General features: G+C 72.9%; 14 protein-coding genes. 3 read left to right on the forward strand and 11 right to left on the reverse strand.

Annotated features, from left to right (window positions below; all coding sequences use genetic code 11):
- Positions 1-2: 2 nt before the first annotated feature.
- From ACGFZF_RS27775 to ACGFZF_RS27800, 6 genes are all read right to left on the reverse strand, one after another.
- Positions 3-1,343, reverse strand: a complete 1,341-nt coding sequence (locus ACGFZF_RS27775) for a CpaF family protein (protein WP_393558465.1) — start codon at positions 1,341-1,343, stop codon at positions 3-5.
- Positions 1,340-1,834: a TadE/TadG family type IV pilus assembly protein gene (locus ACGFZF_RS27780; RefSeq protein WP_393558467.1), complete on the reverse strand. Its 495-nt coding sequence runs from the start codon at positions 1,832-1,834 to the stop codon at positions 1,340-1,342. The genes ACGFZF_RS27775 and ACGFZF_RS27780 overlap by 4 nt, the downstream gene beginning before the upstream one ends.
- Positions 1,831-2,202, reverse strand: a complete 372-nt coding sequence (locus tag ACGFZF_RS27785) for a TadE/TadG family type IV pilus assembly protein (RefSeq protein ID WP_393558468.1) — start codon at positions 2,200-2,202, stop codon at positions 1,831-1,833. The genes ACGFZF_RS27780 and ACGFZF_RS27785 overlap by 4 nt, the downstream gene beginning before the upstream one ends.
- The gene (locus ACGFZF_RS27790; RefSeq protein ID WP_393558469.1) at positions 2,199-3,476 is read right to left on the reverse strand and encodes a CpaE family protein; all 1,278 of its coding nucleotides are present in this window, start codon (positions 3,474-3,476) and stop codon (positions 2,199-2,201) included. The genes ACGFZF_RS27785 and ACGFZF_RS27790 overlap by 4 nt, the downstream gene beginning before the upstream one ends.
- Before the next feature lie 7 nt (positions 3,477-3,483).
- Positions 3,484-4,191 (reverse strand): Flp pilus assembly protein CpaB, encoded by a 708-nt coding sequence (gene cpaB / locus ACGFZF_RS27795; RefSeq protein ID WP_147980970.1) that lies wholly within the window; start codon positions 4,189-4,191, stop codon positions 3,484-3,486.
- Between the two features lie 87 nt (positions 4,192-4,278).
- Complete coding sequence (locus ACGFZF_RS27800; RefSeq protein WP_393558471.1) at positions 4,279-5,160, reverse strand: hypothetical protein; 882 nt, start codon at positions 5,158-5,160, stop codon at positions 4,279-4,281.
- Between the two features lie 402 nt (positions 5,161-5,562).
- Between ACGFZF_RS27800 and ACGFZF_RS27805 the strand changes: the two genes are divergently transcribed.
- Complete coding sequence (locus ACGFZF_RS27805; RefSeq protein WP_393558473.1) at positions 5,563-7,278, forward strand: chitinase; 1,716 nt, start codon at positions 5,563-5,565, stop codon at positions 7,276-7,278.
- Positions 7,279-7,410: 132 nt separating this feature from the next.
- Here the strand turns inward: ACGFZF_RS27805 and ACGFZF_RS27810 are convergent, their stop codons facing one another.
- Complete coding sequence (locus tag ACGFZF_RS27810) at positions 7,411-8,793, reverse strand: protein kinase (protein WP_393558885.1); 1,383 nt, start codon at positions 8,791-8,793, stop codon at positions 7,411-7,413.
- A gap of 171 nt (positions 8,794-8,964) precedes the next feature.
- On the opposite strand from ACGFZF_RS27810, the gene ACGFZF_RS27815 reads away from it, so the two are divergent.
- Positions 8,965-10,302, forward strand: a complete 1,338-nt coding sequence (locus ACGFZF_RS27815) for a M14 family metallopeptidase (protein ID WP_393558475.1) — start codon at positions 8,965-8,967, stop codon at positions 10,300-10,302.
- Between the two features lie 177 nt (positions 10,303-10,479).
- Positions 10,480-12,309 (forward strand): serine/threonine-protein kinase, encoded by a 1,830-nt coding sequence (locus tag ACGFZF_RS27820; RefSeq protein WP_393558477.1) that lies wholly within the window; start codon positions 10,480-10,482, stop codon positions 12,307-12,309.
- A 103-nt stretch (positions 12,310-12,412) separates the two neighbouring features.
- On the opposite strand, the gene ACGFZF_RS27825 is transcribed toward ACGFZF_RS27820, so the two are convergent.
- The 4 genes from ACGFZF_RS27825 to ACGFZF_RS27840 all read right to left on the reverse strand — a co-directional run bounded on the left by ACGFZF_RS27825 (position 12,413) and on the right by ACGFZF_RS27840 (position 16,226).
- On the reverse strand, positions 12,413-13,858 hold the full coding sequence (locus ACGFZF_RS27825) for a GntP family permease (protein WP_393558479.1): 1,446 nt from the start codon (positions 13,856-13,858) through the stop codon (positions 12,413-12,415).
- A 111-nt stretch (positions 13,859-13,969) separates the two neighbouring features.
- On the reverse strand, positions 13,970-14,380 hold the full coding sequence (locus ACGFZF_RS27830; RefSeq protein WP_393558481.1) for a RidA family protein: 411 nt from the start codon (positions 14,378-14,380) through the stop codon (positions 13,970-13,972).
- Positions 14,377-15,144 carry an IclR family transcriptional regulator gene (locus ACGFZF_RS27835; protein WP_393558483.1) on the reverse strand — a complete coding sequence of 256 codons (768 nt, stop codon included), beginning with the start codon at positions 15,142-15,144 and terminating at the stop codon, positions 14,377-14,379. The genes ACGFZF_RS27830 and ACGFZF_RS27835 overlap by 4 nt, the downstream gene beginning before the upstream one ends.
- Positions 15,141-16,226 carry a sugar kinase gene (locus ACGFZF_RS27840; RefSeq protein WP_393558485.1) on the reverse strand — a complete coding sequence of 362 codons (1,086 nt, stop codon included), beginning with the start codon at positions 16,224-16,226 and terminating at the stop codon, positions 15,141-15,143. Before ACGFZF_RS27840 ends, ACGFZF_RS27835 begins: the two co-directional genes overlap by 4 nt.
- Positions 16,227-16,228: the final 2 nt, after the last annotated feature.

The raw sequence follows: 16,228 nt of genomic DNA on the forward strand, positions 1-16,228 counted from the left end.
TCCTACTTCGCTTCTCGGGTGGCGAGCTGGTCGTCGGTCGCGGCGACGCCGAATGCCTGGGGGATGGGCTGGCCCGCCATGTAGAGCCGGTCGGCGACGCGGCGCGGGAGGGGGTGGTAGCGGAACTCGCCGTGGACCCGGCCGTCGGCGGTGAGCGGCTGGGCGAGGAAGCGGCAGACGGTGGCGATGGTGAACCGTTCGCGTCCGTGGGAGGCGAGGATGGCGATCTCGGTGATCCGGCGGGTGCCGTCGGGGTGGCGGGTGAGCTGGACGAGGACGTCGACGGCGCTGTTGATCTGGTCGCGGAGTGCTTCGAAGGGGACTTTCACCTCGGACATCGAGGCGAGGGTCTGGAGGCGGGTGAGGGCGTCCTCGGCGGAGTTGGCGTGGACGGTGGCGAGGGAGCCGTCGTGGCCGGTGGACATGGCCTGGAGCATGTCGAGGGTCTCGCCGCCGCGGACCTCGCCGACGATGATGCGGTCGGGGCGCATGCGCAGGGAGTTGCGGACGAGGTCGCGGATGGTGACCTGGCCGCGGCCTTCGATGTTCGGGGGGCGGCTTTCGAGGCGGATGACGTGGGACTGCTGGAGCTGGAGTTCGGCGGAGTCCTCGATGGTGATGACCCGTTCGCCTTCCGGGATGAGTCCGGAGAGGGCGTTGAGGAGGGTGGTCTTCCCGGTGCCGGTGGCGCCGGAGACGATGATGTTGAACTTGGCCTGGACGAGTCCGGCGAGCAGGAACAGCATCTGGTCGTCGAGGGAGCCGAGCGCGATCATCTCGTGGAGGGTGTACGCGCGGGGGAAGCGGCGGATGGTGAGGGTCGCGCCGGTGAGGGACAGCGGCGGGATGACGACGTTGACGCGCTCGCCGGAGGGGAGCCGGGCGTCGACCATCGGGTTGGACTCGTCGACGCGGCGGTTGACGGTGGAGACGATGCGTTCGATGGTCTGCATCAGCTGGTCGTGGGAGGCGAAGCGCAGCGGCAGCAGTTCGACGCGGCCGGCCCGTTCGATGAAGATCTGGTCGGGGCCGTTGACCATGATCTCGGTGATGGAGGCGTCTTCGAGGAGGGGTTCGAGGACGCCGAGGCCGAGGGCCTCGTCGACGACGCGGCGGATGAGCTGGGCGCGTTCGGCGGTGGAGAGGACGGGTCCCTCGCGGCTGATGATGTGGCCGAGGACGCGTTCGAGGCGGGCCCGGCGCTCGGCGGCGGCGAGCGCGGACATCTCGGTGAGGTCGATCTCCTCGAGGAGTTTGGCGCGGAAGGCGGCGACGAGGTGGCCGTCCTCGCGGCCGCCGGGGCCGGTCTCCTCGGGGGCGCTGATGCGGGACCGCAGACTCATGACGCGTCCTCCTCGGTCAGTGGCATGGTCGCGGACTTGCGTACGTCGCCGAAGGTCCAGAAGGGGACGACGGACGGGATGCGGACGGTGACGGAGGCGACGGTCTCGGTCGTCCCGGGGTCGACGGAGACGCGGCTGCGGTCGGCGATCCAGCCGCTCATGGCGGACCGGCCGGCGGATTCCGGGTCGAGGGTGGAGTCGTCCTGGGTGGCGGCGCGGGCGGCGGCGCGGGCGCCGGTGCCGGCCTGCTGGGCGGCGTAGGCGGCGAGTCCGAGCTGGATGCCGGCGAGCGCGACGAGGAGCAGGACCGGCAGGAAGCCGAGGTACTCGATCGCGACCTGGCCGCGGTCGCGGCGGCGGCCGGTACGGGTCGGGCCGCCGGGCGTGGGGGTCGGGCGGGCGTGGGTACGCCTCGGGCCGCCGGGTGTGCGGGTCCCCCCGCCGGCGGTCTCGGTCGCGGCCCCTGCACCGGGGGCCCTGTCGTGTGTCACGGCCGCTCCCTGTCCTCCCGTACGGCTCCGGCGTCGGCGTCGACGTCGAAGGGGAAGCTGATCGCGCCGGGGAAGAGCACCGGGACGCGCAGGGTGACGGTCGCGTGCACCATGCCGCCTTCCGGGGCGCACGTCACCTTCGCGCCGCTCGCCCAGGCTCCGTCGAGGTTCCGTGTCCCGGCCTCGTGGCAGTCGTCCCCGACCGCGTACGCCCGGACCGCCTCGTCCGCCGCGTTCCCGGCGAGCGAGAAGGTGTAGCCGACCAGGACGCACTGCCAGAGCAGCACCAGGGTGAGCAGGATGAGCGGCACCATGCCGAGGAACTCGATCGCCACCTGTCCTTCGTCGTCCCGGTACCGTCCGGTCATCGCTCCCGCCCTCCCGCGCGTCGGCGGAGTCCCAGCGAGCCGCGGTCGTTGCCCCGGGTGACGCGGGCGAGCTGCCCGCCCGGCTGGGTTCCGGTGCCGTCGGGGGCTTTGACCAGGCCGAGTTCCCCCGCGAGCGACCACAGCGCCTGCTTCACCGAGGAGCGGGCGTCGAGGTCGTGCAGGCGGCCCGCGTCGACGACGCCCTGGAGTTCCTTGAAGTTGGCCGGTACGGCGACGCCGGCCATCCGGGTGCCGGTGATCTTCTGGATGAGCGCGGGCTGGATCTCGGTGGAGCGGTGGTAGCGGTTCACGAGTGTGGTGCTCTCCTCGGCCTTGCGGATCTGGAGGCGGTCCCACATGCGGACGGTCCGCTTGGCCGCGCGGACCGCGACGACGTCGGGGGTGGTGACGAGGAGGGCGGTGTCGGCCGTCTCGACGGCGGCGGCGTTGGCGCCGGTCAGGTAGGTGCCGCAGTCGACGACGACGACGTCGTACCGCGTGCGCAGGGCGCCGATGATCTGGCGGGCGGAGCGGTCGGCGACCTCCTCGCCGCGTTCGCCGTCGCCGGGGGCGAGGAGGAGCGCGAGGCCGGTCTCGTGGGTGTAGACGGCGTCCTGGAGGACGCGGGGCGAGATGTCGTCGACGGCGGCGAGGTCGGCGAGGGAGCGGCGGAACTGGACGTCGAGGTAGGAGGCGACGTCGCCGCCCTGGAGGTCCATGTCGACGAGGGCGACGCTGCGGCCGGAGGCGCGGGCCGCGAGGGCGAGCTGGACGGCGGTGACGGTGGTGCCGACGCCGCCCTTGGCGCCGCTGACGGTGACGACGGTGCCGCCGGGGCCGGCGAGGGTCTCGGCGCCGCTGCCGAGGTGGCGGCGGACGCCGGCGGACCACTGGGCGGCGGCCTGGACGCGGCTGGCGAGTTCCTCGTAGTGGAGCGGGAGGGTGACGAGTCCGCGGGCGCCGGAGTCCATGGCGGCGGAGAACAGGACCGGGCTGGCGTCGGAGGTGATGAGGACGACGCCGACGGCGGGGAAGCGGAGGGCGACCTCGCGGATGAGTTCGAGGGCGGGTACGGGCCCGATGCGTTCGTGGACGAGGACGACCTCGGGGAGTTCGTCGAGGGAGGTGGCGGCGAGCCGGGCGAGGGTGTCGACGAGGTGGGTGGAGTCGGCGACGGGCGGGGCGGGTTCGGCGTCGGGGAGCTGGCTGAGCAGGCTGATGACGGACCGGGCGGCGTCGGGGTCGCCCACGGCCGGCAGGATCCTGGTGGTCATACCGGCCTCACTTGTCCTTGTCGAGCGTGTAGGTGCGGTCGCCGGGGGTGAGCGTGTCCTCGCTGCCGGGTGCGACGAGCGCGAGGCGTACGTGCTCGGCGAAGGACTCGGCGTAGGCGACGCGCTGGGTGTCGAGGGTGGAGAGGGCGAAGGTGATCGGGACGGCTTCGGTGGCGCGGTTGCCGCGGTCGTCGCCCTTGGCGTCGATCGGGGTGAGCGTGCCGACGTCCAGGACGCGGGCGTTGCTGACGATGACCTTGGACTGGGCGGGTGTGCCGCCGCGTTCGGCGGCGAACGTGGCGTAGATGTTGACGGTCGCGCCGGGGGTGATCTTGCCGGCGACGCCGGTGGCGGCGTCGATCATGATGGCGATCTCCTGCTGGCCGGGGCGGAGCGCGGGCCGCTTGACGATCATGTCGGTCTGCAGGAGGGAGCCGCCCTGGAGGGTGGTGACGGCGATCTTGCCGCGGATCTGGGAGAGGTCGGTGACGGCGTTGGCCGAGAGCCATCGCCGGGGCATCGAGATCTTCTCGAACTGGCCCTCGTCCAGAGCGGTGTAGGGCGCGACGTCCTTCTTGATCCGGTACGCCGTGACCTCGGGTCCGACCTTGGCGTTGGCGTCGCTGATCACGGAGAGGACTCCGGCGAACGCGCCGAGGGCGCACAGGACGGACAGCAGGAGCAGGAGGACGCCGCGGCGCTGGCGGGAGTTCATGGCCGTACAACCTCGATCGGATGGGTGTGACGCGGCGGACGGGGGACGCGGGGCGGGGACGGCTGGGGCGGCGGGGTGGTCGCGCGGTTACGGGACACGGCTCGCGGGGCCGTGGCGTCCGGCCGGCGGGGCGGCGGCCGTGTCGGGCGCCGTGGGAACGGGTGCGGAGCAGAAGCCGCAGCGGTCGCCGATGAGTTCCATCCGGCACCAGTGGCAGGTCTCGCGCCGTACGGAGGAGACCAGTTGGTGGAGGATGGCGATGTCCGGCAGGTAGGCGGCGAACTCCACGAGGCGCCCGGTGCCCCACCAGCGGGGCGAGTCGGCGGGCAGGGGGGCTTCCTGGACGCCCTGGACCTGCCAGTGGGGTACGAGGCTGCCGGCCGGCCAGTCGGTCTGCAGTTGGCCGCGGGCCAGGACGAGTCGGGTGACGAACTCGGGTCCGGCCGGTGGTTCGGCGCCGGGGCCGATCCGGATGAGCTGGGGTACGGGTCCGGCGAGGACGGCGAACTGCGCGCCGGGCATCCAGCCTTTGACGTGGGCCTTCAGGGAGACCGGGACGCGGTCGAGCTTGGCGACCGAGCCGAGGACGGCGCCGGCGTAGATGTAGTGGGCGAGCAGCCGGGCCGCGGTGGCGACGACGCCGGGGCTGAAGTCGCAGGCGGACAACTGGCGCAGTTGCCGGGCCAGTACGGCGACTCCCAGCGGTGGCAGGTCGGACTTCACCAGGGCGATCCGGTCGCTCTCCAGGAGGGAGCGGACGGCGTGCAGGCGGCGGGCGGTGGCGGTCGGCACCGAGGAGGGGCAGACCACGATCACATGGCCTTGGCGGTCGAGGAGAAGTTGCAGGTCGGCGACGGCGGAGGCGAGTGGCTGGGTCTCCGGGGCGGGGAGGACGACGGCGTCGGGCGTCTGCTGGTCGGTCGGTGGCAGCACCAGGCCGGCGCTGGTGACCGCGATCGCTGTCGGCACGTCAGGCTCCCCGTCGACGTCACTCTGCGTTCACCGCGCCATCGCGCAGCGCGGTTGCCTCTGCACTTTATCCACGAGGCCCGGGGTGGTGAACAGACAATCCGCTAAGCGAGGGGGAGTTTCTTGGGTCCGCGGTGGGCCCGTCCTGGGTCTTCGGTGGGTCCGGGCGTGGGCCCGCATGGGTCCGGCGGTGGGCCCTGCGCTGGGTCCGTGCGTGGGTCCGGGGACCTATGCGTCAACTCCCATTCCTTCCACAGGTCTTGACAACTCAATTGGTCTGGACCAACTTGTTCCCTCAGCGGTGGCCACCGTTCCGTACACCTCCCGTACGACCTCCCCGGACGACGACGTACGACGACGTACGAACCTCCACATCCCCGACTCCCCCACCGGAGGCTCCCAGTGGACCGCACCACCACACGCTCCCGCGCTCGCCGGCGCCAAGGGATCGGCGGCGTCCTCGCACTCGCCGTCGGCTCCGGTCTCGTGCTCGTCGGCGGGGCGGGCACCGCCCAGGCCGCGGACGTCAACGTGGCCAAGAACGCGGGCTTCGAGTCAGGGCTCACCAACTGGGCCTGTTCCGCCGGCAGCGGCGCCGCGGTCTCCTCGCCCGTACGGACCGGCGCCGGCGCCCTGCGCGCCACCCCGGCCGGCCTCGACAACGCCAAGTGCACCCAGACCGTGGCCGTGAAGCCCAACTCGACCTACACGCTGAGCGCCTGGGTTCAGGGCGGCTACGCCTACCTCGGCGCGAGCGGCACCGGAACGACGGACGTCTCCACCTGGACGCCCGACAGCGGCTCCTGGAAGCAGCTGACCACCACCTTCACCACCGGCGCGAGCACCACGTCCGTGCAGATCTACACGCACGGTTGGTACGGCACCGCCGCCTACTCCGTCGACGACGTGAGCGTCTTCGGCCCGGACGGGGGCGGCGGCCAGGACCCCGACCCGGTCGTCCCGGCCACTCCGGCCGGCCTCGCCGCGGGCACGGTCACCGCCTCCTCCGTGGCCCTCAACTGGGGCGCGGTCTCCGGTGCCACCGGCTACAACGTCTACCGCAACGGCACCAAGGTCCTCTCCGTCGGCGGGGCCTCGGCGACCGTCACCGGGCTCGCCGCCGACACCACCTACCAGTTTCAGGTCACCGCGACGAACTCCGCGGGCGAGTCGGCGAAGTCGGCCACCGTCTCCGCGAAGACCTCCAAGGTCACCGACCCGGGCCCCGGTCCGGCCGTGCCCAAGCACGCGCTGACCGGCTACTGGCAGAACTTCAACAACGGCGCGACCGTCCAGAAGCTGCGCGACGTGCAGTCCCAGTACGACATCATCGCCGTCTCCTTCGCCGACTCGACCGCCACGCCGGGCCAGATCACCTTCAACCTCGACCCGGCCGTCGGCTACGCCTCGGCCGCCGACTTCAAGGCGGACGTCGCGGCCAAGAAGGCGGCCGGCAAGTCCGTGATCATCTCGATCGGCGGCGAGAGGGGGAACGTCACCATCAACAGTGACGCCTCCGCGACCGCCTTCGCCGACAGCGCCTACGCCCTCATGCAGGAGTACGGCTTCAACGGCGTCGACATCGACCTCGAGCACGGCATCAACTCCACCTACCTGACGAAGGCGCTGCGCCAGCTGTCGGCCAAGGCCGGTTCGTCCATGGTCCTGACGATGGCCCCGCAGACCATCGACATGCAGTCGACCGGCACCGAGTACTTCAAGACGGCGCTCGCCGTGAAGGACATCCTCACCGTCGTCAACATGCAGTACTACAACAGCGGTTCGATGCTCGGCTGCGACGGCAAGGTCTACAGCCAGGGCTCGGTGGACTTCCTCACCGCGCTCGCCTGCATCCAGCTCCAGGGCGGCCTCGACGCCTCCCAGGTCGGCCTCGGCGTCCCCGCCTCCACCCGCGGCGCGGGCAGCGGCTACGTCGACCCGACCATCGTGAAGAACGCCCTGGACTGCCTGGCCCGCGGCACCGGCTGCGGCACCTTCAAGCCGGCGCAGACCTGGCCGAACCTGCGCGGCGCGATGACCTGGTCGACGAACTGGGACGCGACGGCCGGCAACGCCTGGTCCAACGCGGTCGGCCCGCACGTGCACAACCTCCCGTAGGGACGACCACCCCCGGGCGACCGGGCCGGCCGGACGCCTGACGCCCGGTCCGGTCGCCGGACCCCCTCAGGGGCGTCCCCCGCAGCGCCGCCGTTCCCCCGGCGGCGCTGCGCGCGTTCCCGGCCCCGCACGTCAGCGGGACCCGTCCGGGCCGGACCCCGTCCACCCCGGCATGCAGCGGTCGAGCACGAGCTCCAGCTGGGCGGTCCACTCGGTCACCCGCGCCGCCCGGCCGTTGATCTCGCAGGAGTAGGAACTGCCGTCGTACAGGTCGACGCGCACGGCCAGCTGCCGCCCCCGGTGGGCGGTCTCGTAGACCAGCGAGCCGATCTCGGCCCAGTCGAACTCGGCCTCCTCGCCGAACAGCTCGAAGACGACCCCGTCGGCGTCGGCGACCATCCCGCACTCCCCGTCGGAGGCGACCACGGCCGGCACCGGAAGCGGCGGCACCGCGGGCATCGGCGGCGGGACCACGTCCCGGACGGACGGCGCGGAGACGGGGGCCACGGGGGCGGGAGCGGGCAGCGCGGGAGCGGGCAGCGGTGGCACCGCGTCGCGTAGGGGCTCGGCCGGAGGCGGCACCGCGTCGCGCACGGACGGCTCCTCACCCTGCGGCACCGCGTCGCGCACGTCGCCGGCGCGGGCGCGGGCGATCCGCGGGTCGGCGGTCACCGTGGGGGCCGGGGAGTCGGCCGGGGCCGTCGGTGTCGGCACGTCCGCCGCGACCGGCGGAACGGCCGGCGAAGCCCCCTCACGTCCGGCCGGCGCCCCCTGCGGCGGGTGCGGCCGGGCCGGCTGCGCGGCCAGCGCGTCCAGGATCGCCTCCGGCGTCGGCCGCCGGGCTGGGTCCTTCGCCAGGCAGCCGCCCACCAGTTCCCGCAGCCCGGCCGGGACCGCCGCCAGGTCCGCCGACTCGTGCACGGAGCGGTACATGAGCCCCATGGGGGTGCCGTCGCCGAAGGCGCGCCCGCCGGCCGCCGCCACCAGCACGGCGCCGAGCGCGAACACGTCGGCGGCGCCCGTGACCTCCTGGCCCAGGGCCTGTTCGGGTGCGAGGTAGCCGGGGGTGCCGAAGGCCGTGCCGGTGGCCGTCAGCCGGGTCGACTCCAGGGCGCGGGCGATTCCGAAGTCGAGGACGCGGGGCCCGTCGGCGGCCATGACGATGTTGCCGGGCTTGAGGTCCCGGTGGACGAGACCGCAGGCGTGGATGGCCTCCAGCGCCTCCGCGAGCGCGGCGCCGAGCGCGCGCAGCCGGGGCTCGGGCAGCGGCCCCTCGGCGGCGAGCAGTCCGGAGAGCGTGGGGCCGGGGATGTAGGCGGTGGCGAGCCAGGGAGCCTCGGCGTCCGGGTCGGCGTCGACCACCTGGGCGGTGTGGAAGCCGCCGACCCTGCGGGCGGCCTCGACCTCGGCGCGGAAGCGTTCCCGGAAGGCCGGATCGGTGGCGAGTTCCGGCCGTGCGACCTTGACCGCGACCGCGCGTCCGCCGCGCGAGCGCGCCAAATACACGGTGCCCATGCCGCCTTCGCCTAGCTTGTGCTCGACCTCGTACGTGCCGATCAGCGTCCCCACGCGGACAGTATGGCCGAAGTCCGCGTCTTGACCGGTGCATGCCACGGCTTCACCATGTGGCCGGACACCCGCACCAGTTTCGTCGCACACCCCCACACTCCCCACCCAGGAGACAGCATGCGACTTCGCATTCGCGGAAGAAGGTCCGCCATCCTCGCGGCCTTGCTGGCGCTCGCCGTGGCGGCGCCGCTCTCCGTCAACGCGACACCCGCCGGGGCCGACCCGGCGCCGACCGCCGCCGCCGAGGAGGTGATCCGGCAGTACGAGATCGCCGGACCCGCCACCCCCGCCGCCCGCACCGCACTGGCGGCCACCGGGGTCTCGGTGGACGAGGTCGACGCCCGCTCGGTCGTGGTCAGCGCCAACGCCGAGCAGCTGCGGCGGCTCAAGGCCCTCGGCTACACCCCGAAGGCGCTGCCGGGCCCGCCCGCCCGCACCATCGACGGACTCGTCGCCGGGCCCCTCGACTTCCCGTCCGCCGACGCCCGCTACCACAACTTCGCCGAGATGAACGCGGAGATCGACCAGCGCATCGCCCAGTACCCGGGCATCATGAGCAAGCGGGTCATCGGCCGGACCTACCAGGGCCGGGACATCATCGCCGTCAAGGTCAGCGACAACGTCGGCACGGACGAGGCCGAACCCGAGGTCCTCTTCACCCACCACCAGCACGCGCGCGAGCACCTCACCGTGGAGATGGCGCTCTACCTGCTGCGCGAGCTCGGCGCGGGCTACGGCTCCGACTCCCGGATCACCAACGCGGTCAACGGCCGCGAGATCTGGATCGTGCCTGACCTCAACCCGGACGGCGGCGAGTACGACATCGCGACCGGCTCCTACCGCAGCTGGCGCAAGAACCGGCAGCCCAACTCCGGATCCAGCTACGTGGGCACCGACATGAACCGCAACTGGGACTACAAGTGGGGCTGCTGCGGCGGCTCCTCGGGCTCCAAGAGCTCCGAGACCTACCGGGGCACGGCACCCGAGTCCGCGCCCGAGGTGAAGGTCGTCGCCGACTTCGTCCGCTCCCGGGTCGTGGGCGGCAAGCAGCAGATCAAGGCCGGCATCGACTTCCACACGTACAGCGAGCTGGTGCTCTGGCCGTTCGGCTGGACCAACGCGGACACCGCCCCGGGCATGACCCAGGACGACCGCAACGCCTTCGCCGCGGTGGGCCAGAAGATGGCCGCGAGCAACGGCTACACCGCCGAGCAGTCCAGTGACCTGTACATCACGGACGGCTCGATCGACGACTACCTGTGGGGTGCGCAGAAGATCTTCGCGTACACCTTCGAGATGTACCCGACCTCGTCCTGGAACGGCGGCTTCTACCCGCCCGACGAGGTGATCGAGCGCGAGACGAGCCGTAACCGGGACGCCGTCCTCCAGCTGCTGGAGAACGCCGACTGCATGTACCGCTCGATCGGCAAGCAGAGCCAGTACTGCACCGCCTGACCCTCCCGCGCCGCGGACCGTACCGGTACGGTCCGCGGCGCGTCCATGCCCGCGGGCGGGTCTCGATTCCGTGAAGTCCCTGTCCCGGTCGTGTCCGGGACGATGAGGGCCATGGCCAGTGCGCCCGCGGCATGCCACTGTGGGTGACGGGACGGGTACCCACGGGGGAGGTACGGGATGACGGGGGCACGCCTTCAGCCGTTGGGCGGGGACGATCCGCGGCAGCTCGGCCGCTACCGGCTGCTCGGCCGGCTCGGATCGGGCGGCATGGGCCGGGTGTACCTCGGCCGCACCAGCGGCGGACGGCTGGTCGCCGTGAAGACCCTGCTCGCCGAGGGCGTCGTCGCCGAGACCGACCGCCGGCGCTTCGCGCGCGAGGTGGCGCTCGCCCAGCGGGTCGACAGCGTCTACACCGCGCGGGTCCTGGACGCGGACGCCGGCGCCGACCGGCCGTGGATGGCGATCGAGTACATCGCGGCGCCCGCGCTGTCCGAACTGGTCCGCGCCAAGGGCGTGCTGCAGGCGTCCGCCGTCCGATGGGTCGCCGCGGGGACGGCCGAGGCACTGGTCGCCCTGCACGGCATGGGCATCGTCCACCGCGACGTGAAGCCGCACAACATCCTGCTGCCGCTGGACGGGCCCCGGCTGATCGACTTCGGCATCTCGCACGCCAGCGACCTGACGCGGACCCAGCTCACCCTGGGCACGATCGCGTTCACCTCCCCCGAACAGGCCCGGGGCGAGGTGTCCACGGCCGCCGCCGACGTGTACTCGCTGGGTGCCACCCTCTTCCACCTGGCGGTGGGCCGGCCCCCGTACCCGGAGGACGGCGACACCCTGCGGCTGCTCTCCAGGGTCCAGCGCGGTGATCTGGACCTGGGCGGCCTGCCCAAGGAGCTGACCCCGCTGATCCGGCCGTGTCTGGCCGCGGATCCCGGCCGGCGGCCCGCACCGGCCGACGTCCTGGCGCAGTTCACCGCGTCGACGGCCGGACTGCCGCACTCGCCGAGCGGCACCCGGTGGCTGCCGCCGCGCTGGACCGAACTGATCGGCGCGTACGAGAGCCAGGGCCGGCTGTTCCGGGAGGCGGAGGTCCGGGACGCCGAGGCCCCGACCACGGACCAGCGGACCGGTCCCGTGCCGCCGCCCCCGCCGACCCGGGTGATCCCGGAGAACCGGCCGCCCGAGCCGCCGCCGGAGAGCCCCCGGGCCCCGCAGCCGCCCGTGAGGCCCCGCGCCGCCTCACCGCAGCCCGCACCCCGGCAGGCCCCGCCGCCCCGGCCCGCACCCCCGCCGCAGGCGCCGCCGCCCCGCACCCCGTCCACGGGCGGCGGCGGTACCGCCGGCTGGATCGGGGCGGCCGTCCTCCTGGTCGTCGCCTTCCTGCTCTACCAGAACACCCTCGACGACGGCGGATCGGGCAGTGGCGGTACGAGCGGCTCCCGCACCGGTGCGACCTCCTCCTACTCCCCTCCGACGACTCCCCCGACCCCCACACCGGACGCGCGGGACCAGGCCTTCCGCGCCGTCGACAGCGGCGACTGCCTCACCGCGTACGACGACGGCTACGACTCCTGGTCGACGACCACCCCGCAGACCGTCGGCTGCTCCGCCGCCAACGCCCACCTCCGGGTGACCTCGGCGAGCCGGGGCATCGACTTCGCCGACTGCCCCTCGGGCAACGGGCGCAGCTACTGGTACCACTCCGGATCGCGCTACGACTTCGCGACGACGCTCTGTGTGGAGCGCCAGTACCGCAAGGGCGAGTGCTTCGTCGCCAAGCGCAGCGGACGGACCATCACGTCCTCGCGGACCATGAACCTGTGGAGCTGCGAGGCGGACGAGGTTCCCCGCGGCTACGACACGATCCTCCAGATCACCGGCTACTACCGGGCCGAGAAGTCCTATCCGGCCGGCTACTGCTCGCGCGGCAGCGGGGACCGGAACGTGTACTGGACGTACGAGGTCGACGGCGGGCGGAACGTGCTGTGCACGACGGCGGTCTGAGTCCGCCGGCAACGGGTCCGGCCCGGCGCCGCCCCGCCGCGTGCGCCGGCACGGCGAAGGCCGGGCCCGTCCGCGGGGACGGGCCCGGCCGGACCGCGGGCCGTCAGACGGCGAGGCTGAGCGCGGCCGCGACGGCGAAGCCGGCCAGCGAGAGCACCGACTCCAGGACCGTCCAGGACTTCAGGGTGTCGCGCTCCGAGATGCCGAAGTACTTCGACACGATCCAGAAGCCGCCGTCGTTGACGTGCGAGGCGAAGATCGAGCCGGCCGAGATCGCCATGATGACCAGGGCGAGGAAGGCCTGCGAGTGGCCGGCGCCCTCGACCAGCGGGACGACGATGCCGGCCGTGGTGACGATGGCGACCGTCGCCGAGCCCTGGGCGACGCGCAGGACCAGGGAGATCAGGTAGGCGAGGACGATGACCGGCAGGCCGACGTCGCTGAAGGTGTCGGAGAGCGCCTGGGCCACTCCGCTGGCCTTGAGGATCGCGCCGAACACGCCGCCGGCGCCGACGACGAGCAGGATGTTGCCGACCGGCTTCAGCGACGAGGTGGACACCTGCTCCAGGGACTTGCGGGACCAGCCGCGCCGGATGCCGAGGAGGTAGTAGGCGAGGAGCAGCGCGAGGGTCAGCGCGACGAAGGGGCTTCCGAAGAACTCGACGACGGAGCGGGTCGTCGAGGGGTCGAGCGCGATGGAGGAGAACGTCGCGGCCAGGATGAGGATCAGCGGGGTGCCGATGATGAGGAGCACGGTGGACAGGGCGACCGGTGCCTCGGGGGCGCCCTGCCGTTCGGACTCCACCTGCGCCCGGGCGTCCTCGGCGGCCTCCAGCATGTCCTGCGGGACCTCGACGAAGAGGCGCTTGCCGATCCAGGCGGCGTAGCCCCAGGCGGCGAGGACGGCGGGGATGCCGACGGCGAGGCCCATGAGGATGACCCAGCCGAGGGAGACGTGGAACAGGCCGGCGGCGGCGACCGGGCCGGGGTGGGGCGGCAGGAAGGCGTGGGTCATGGAGAGACCCGCGAGGAGCGGCATGCAGTAGAGCAGGATCGATTTTCCGGACCGCTTGGCAGCGGCGTAGACGATCGGCGCGAGGACGAAGATGCCGACGTCGAAGAAGACCGGGATGCCGAAGACGAGTCCGGTGAGGCCCATGGCGAGCGGGGCGCGCTTCTCGCCGAAGAGCCCCAGCAGACGGCTGCTCAGCACCTGTGCGCCGCCGGAGACTTCGAGGATCGCGCCGAGCATGGTGCCCAGGCCGATGATGATGGCGACGTGTCCGAGGATGCCGCCCATGCCGGTCTCGATGACGGAGGTCGCGGCCGACTTCTGGACGGTGCCGAAGAGTTCGGTGACGGACAGGCCGGCGGCGAGGCCGACGGTGACGGAGACGGCGAGCAGGGCGACGAAGGGCTGCAGCCGGACCTTGATGATCAGCAGGAGCAGCAGGGCGATGCCGAGGGCGGCGACGGTCAGGAGTCCGGCGGTGCCGGGTATGAGGAGCAGGAGGCCACCGGTGTGGGGTGGCGGAGCGGTCGGGGGCATGGCAGGCGGACCTCGCGAAGGGTAGGGGGGAGCGCGGCACGGCGCTCCGGGGGTGGGCGCCGTGCCGTGAAGCGGCGGTCGGGGTGGTGACAGCGTGATCAGTCCGGCAGGTCAGTCGAGGACCGCGAGCGCGTCGATCTCGATGAGGAGGCCCTGGGGCAGGCCGACGTAGACGGTGGTGCGGGCCGAGGCGGGGGCCTTGAGGCTCTGCTCCTCGAAGTAGGCGTTGTAGATCTCGTTCATCTCGGCGAAGTGGTCGACGTCGGTGAGGTAGACGCGCATCATCATCACGTCGTCCCAGCTCGCGCCGCCTTCCTCGAGGATCGCCTTGACGTTGGCGAAGGTCTGGAGGGTCTGCTCGCGCAGGGTGGGTCCGGCCGGGGTGGGGGCCTGGCCCTCGACGGCGGGCAGGAAGCCGACCTGGCCGGCGACCTGGAGGATGTTGCCCTTCCTGACGCCGTGCGAGAACTTCGCGGGCGGGGCGGTGTGGGTGGCGGGGGTGATCGCGGTCTTCTCGCTCATGAGGTGCTTCCTTGTGAGGGGTGCGGCTGGCCGGAGTACTCCCGGCTGATGGCTTCGGCGGTGCGGCGCACCAGGGGGAGCAGGGTGAGGAGTTCCTCGGCCGTCACGACCACGTTGGGCGCCGAGACCGACATGGCGGCGACGACACGGCCGTCCGCGCCCCGGACGGGGGCGCCGATGCAGTTGATGGACTCCTCGTGGCCACCGAGGTCGGTGGCCCAGCCCTGTTCGCGTACGGTCGCCAGTTCCTTGAGGAAGGCGGCGGCGTTGGGGATCGAACGGGGCGTGTACATGGGGTAGTCGAGCTTGGCGGCGAGGGCGCGGCGCTCGGGCTCGGGGAGGTCGGCGAGGAGGAGTTTGGCGACGGCGGCGACGGTGATGGCGACGGGCTTGCCGATGCGTGAGTACATCCGGACCGGGTAGCGGCTCTCGACCTTGTCGATGTAGAGGACCTCGCCGTCCTCGTGGACCGCGAGGTGGATGGTGTGCCCGATCTGCTCGCCGAGGGCGATGAGGTGGGGGTGGGCGATCTCGCGGATGTCGAGGTTCTCGACGGCCTCCTGGGCGAGGGCGAAGAGGCGGGCGCCGAGGCGGTAGCGCTGGTCCTGCTGGCGGTAGACGAGTCCGTGCTCGTGCAGGGTGCGCAGCAGGCGCAGGGCCGTGGACTTGTGGACGCCGAGCCGGTCGGCGACCTGTCCGAGGTCGGCGGGGCCCTGTGCGAGCAGCGGCAGGATGCTCAGCGCGCGGTCGACGGTCTGGCTCATGGCGTACGTACCTCCTGGTCCTCCCCCGTCCAGCCGGGGCCGAGGTGCAGTCTCCCCCAGGCGTCGTCGTCGAGGGCGACGAGGCGGTCGGCGTGTGCGCGGCGGGGCGGGGCGGCGAGGTCGCCGGGGGCGGTGAGGGCGGCGGCGGCCATGAGGTGGCCGTGCCGGACGCGTTCCCGGGCGCCGAGTCCGCGGAGGGTCGCCGACAGGAATCCGGCCGCGAAGGCGTCGCCGGCGCCGACGGGGGCGACGATGTCGACGGCGGGGGCGGGGACGTCGGTGACGGTGTCGGGGACGACCGGGGCGGGGGCGGCGACGCGTGGGGAGGGGGCGGTCCGCGCCGGGCCGCCGCGTTCGAGGACGACCGCGCCCGCGCCGCCGCGCTTGACCACCAGCACGGCCGGCTCCGGCAGGGCCGCCCGGACGGCGGCCGGGCCGCTCAGGCCCCAGGCGTCCTCCGCCTCGTCCTCGCCGACGAAGACGAGGTCCGCGCGGCGCGCGAGTTCCATGAGGACTCCGGCGCCCGGCCCGTCGCGCCAGAGTCCGGGACGGTGGTTGACGTCGAACGACACGAGCGGCCGGTTGGCGCGGGGCGCGGTGAGGGTGCGCATCAGGGCGAGGCAGTCCGCGGAGAGGGCGGCGGTGATGCCGGAGAGGTGCAGGATCCGGCCGTCGGCGACGGAGTCGTAGGGCACGTTCGCCGGTGACATCGCCGAGGCCGCGGAGCCCGCCCGGTAGTAGACGACCTCGTGGGCGTCGGTGGCGCGGTCCGTCGCGGTGCGGAAGTAGACGCCGGTCGGCCGCGCCGGGTCCCGGCCGACCGCGGAGACGTCGACGCCGTAGCCGGCGATGGCGTCGACGAGGTGGTCGCCGAAGCCGTCGCGGCCGACCCGGCCGACCCATTTCGTACGGTGTCCGGCGGCCGCGAGGGCGCAGGCCACGTTGGACTCGGCGCCGCCGATGGTGCGGGCGAAGGACGGGACGTCGGCGAGGCTGCCCGGCCGGGAGGGCAGGAAGGTGACCATGGACTCGCCGAGGCAGACGACGTCAACGGGAGCGTCCTCGGGCGGGGTTCCGGTCACGC

The organism is Streptomyces sp. NPDC048338 (assembly GCF_043201055.1).
Classification (GTDB): Bacteria; Actinomycetota; Actinomycetes; order Streptomycetales; family Streptomycetaceae; genus Streptomyces.

Bases quoted from the DNA above. Each gene is read 5' to 3' on its own strand.
- ACGFZF_RS27775 (WP_393558465.1), bottom strand. From the start codon at position 1,343: ATGAGTCTGCGGTCCCGCATCAGCGCCCCCGAGGAGACCGGCCCCGGC.
- ACGFZF_RS27785 (WP_393558468.1), bottom strand. From the start codon at position 2,202: ATGACCGGACGGTACCGGGACGACGAAGGACAGGTGGCGATCGAGTTC.
- ACGFZF_RS27790 (WP_393558469.1), bottom strand. From the start codon at position 3,476: ATGACCACCAGGATCCTGCCGGCCGTGGGCGACCCCGACGCCGCCCGG.
- cpaB (WP_147980970.1), bottom strand. From the start codon at position 4,191: ATGAACTCCCGCCAGCGCCGCGGCGTCCTCCTGCTCCTGCTGTCCGTC.
- ACGFZF_RS27810 (WP_393558885.1), bottom strand. From the start codon at position 8,793: ATGGGCACCGTGTATTTGGCGCGCTCGCGCGGCGGACGCGCGGTCGCG.
- ACGFZF_RS27815 (WP_393558475.1), top strand. From the start codon at position 8,965: ATGCGACTTCGCATTCGCGGAAGAAGGTCCGCCATCCTCGCGGCCTTG.
- ACGFZF_RS27820 (WP_393558477.1), top strand. From the start codon at position 10,480: ATGACGGGGGCACGCCTTCAGCCGTTGGGCGGGGACGATCCGCGGCAG.
- ACGFZF_RS27825 (WP_393558479.1), bottom strand. From the start codon at position 13,858: ATGCCCCCGACCGCTCCGCCACCCCACACCGGTGGCCTCCTGCTCCTC.
- ACGFZF_RS27830 (WP_393558481.1), bottom strand. From the start codon at position 14,380: ATGAGCGAGAAGACCGCGATCACCCCCGCCACCCACACCGCCCCGCCC.
- ACGFZF_RS27835 (WP_393558483.1), bottom strand. From the start codon at position 15,144: ATGAGCCAGACCGTCGACCGCGCGCTGAGCATCCTGCCGCTGCTCGCA.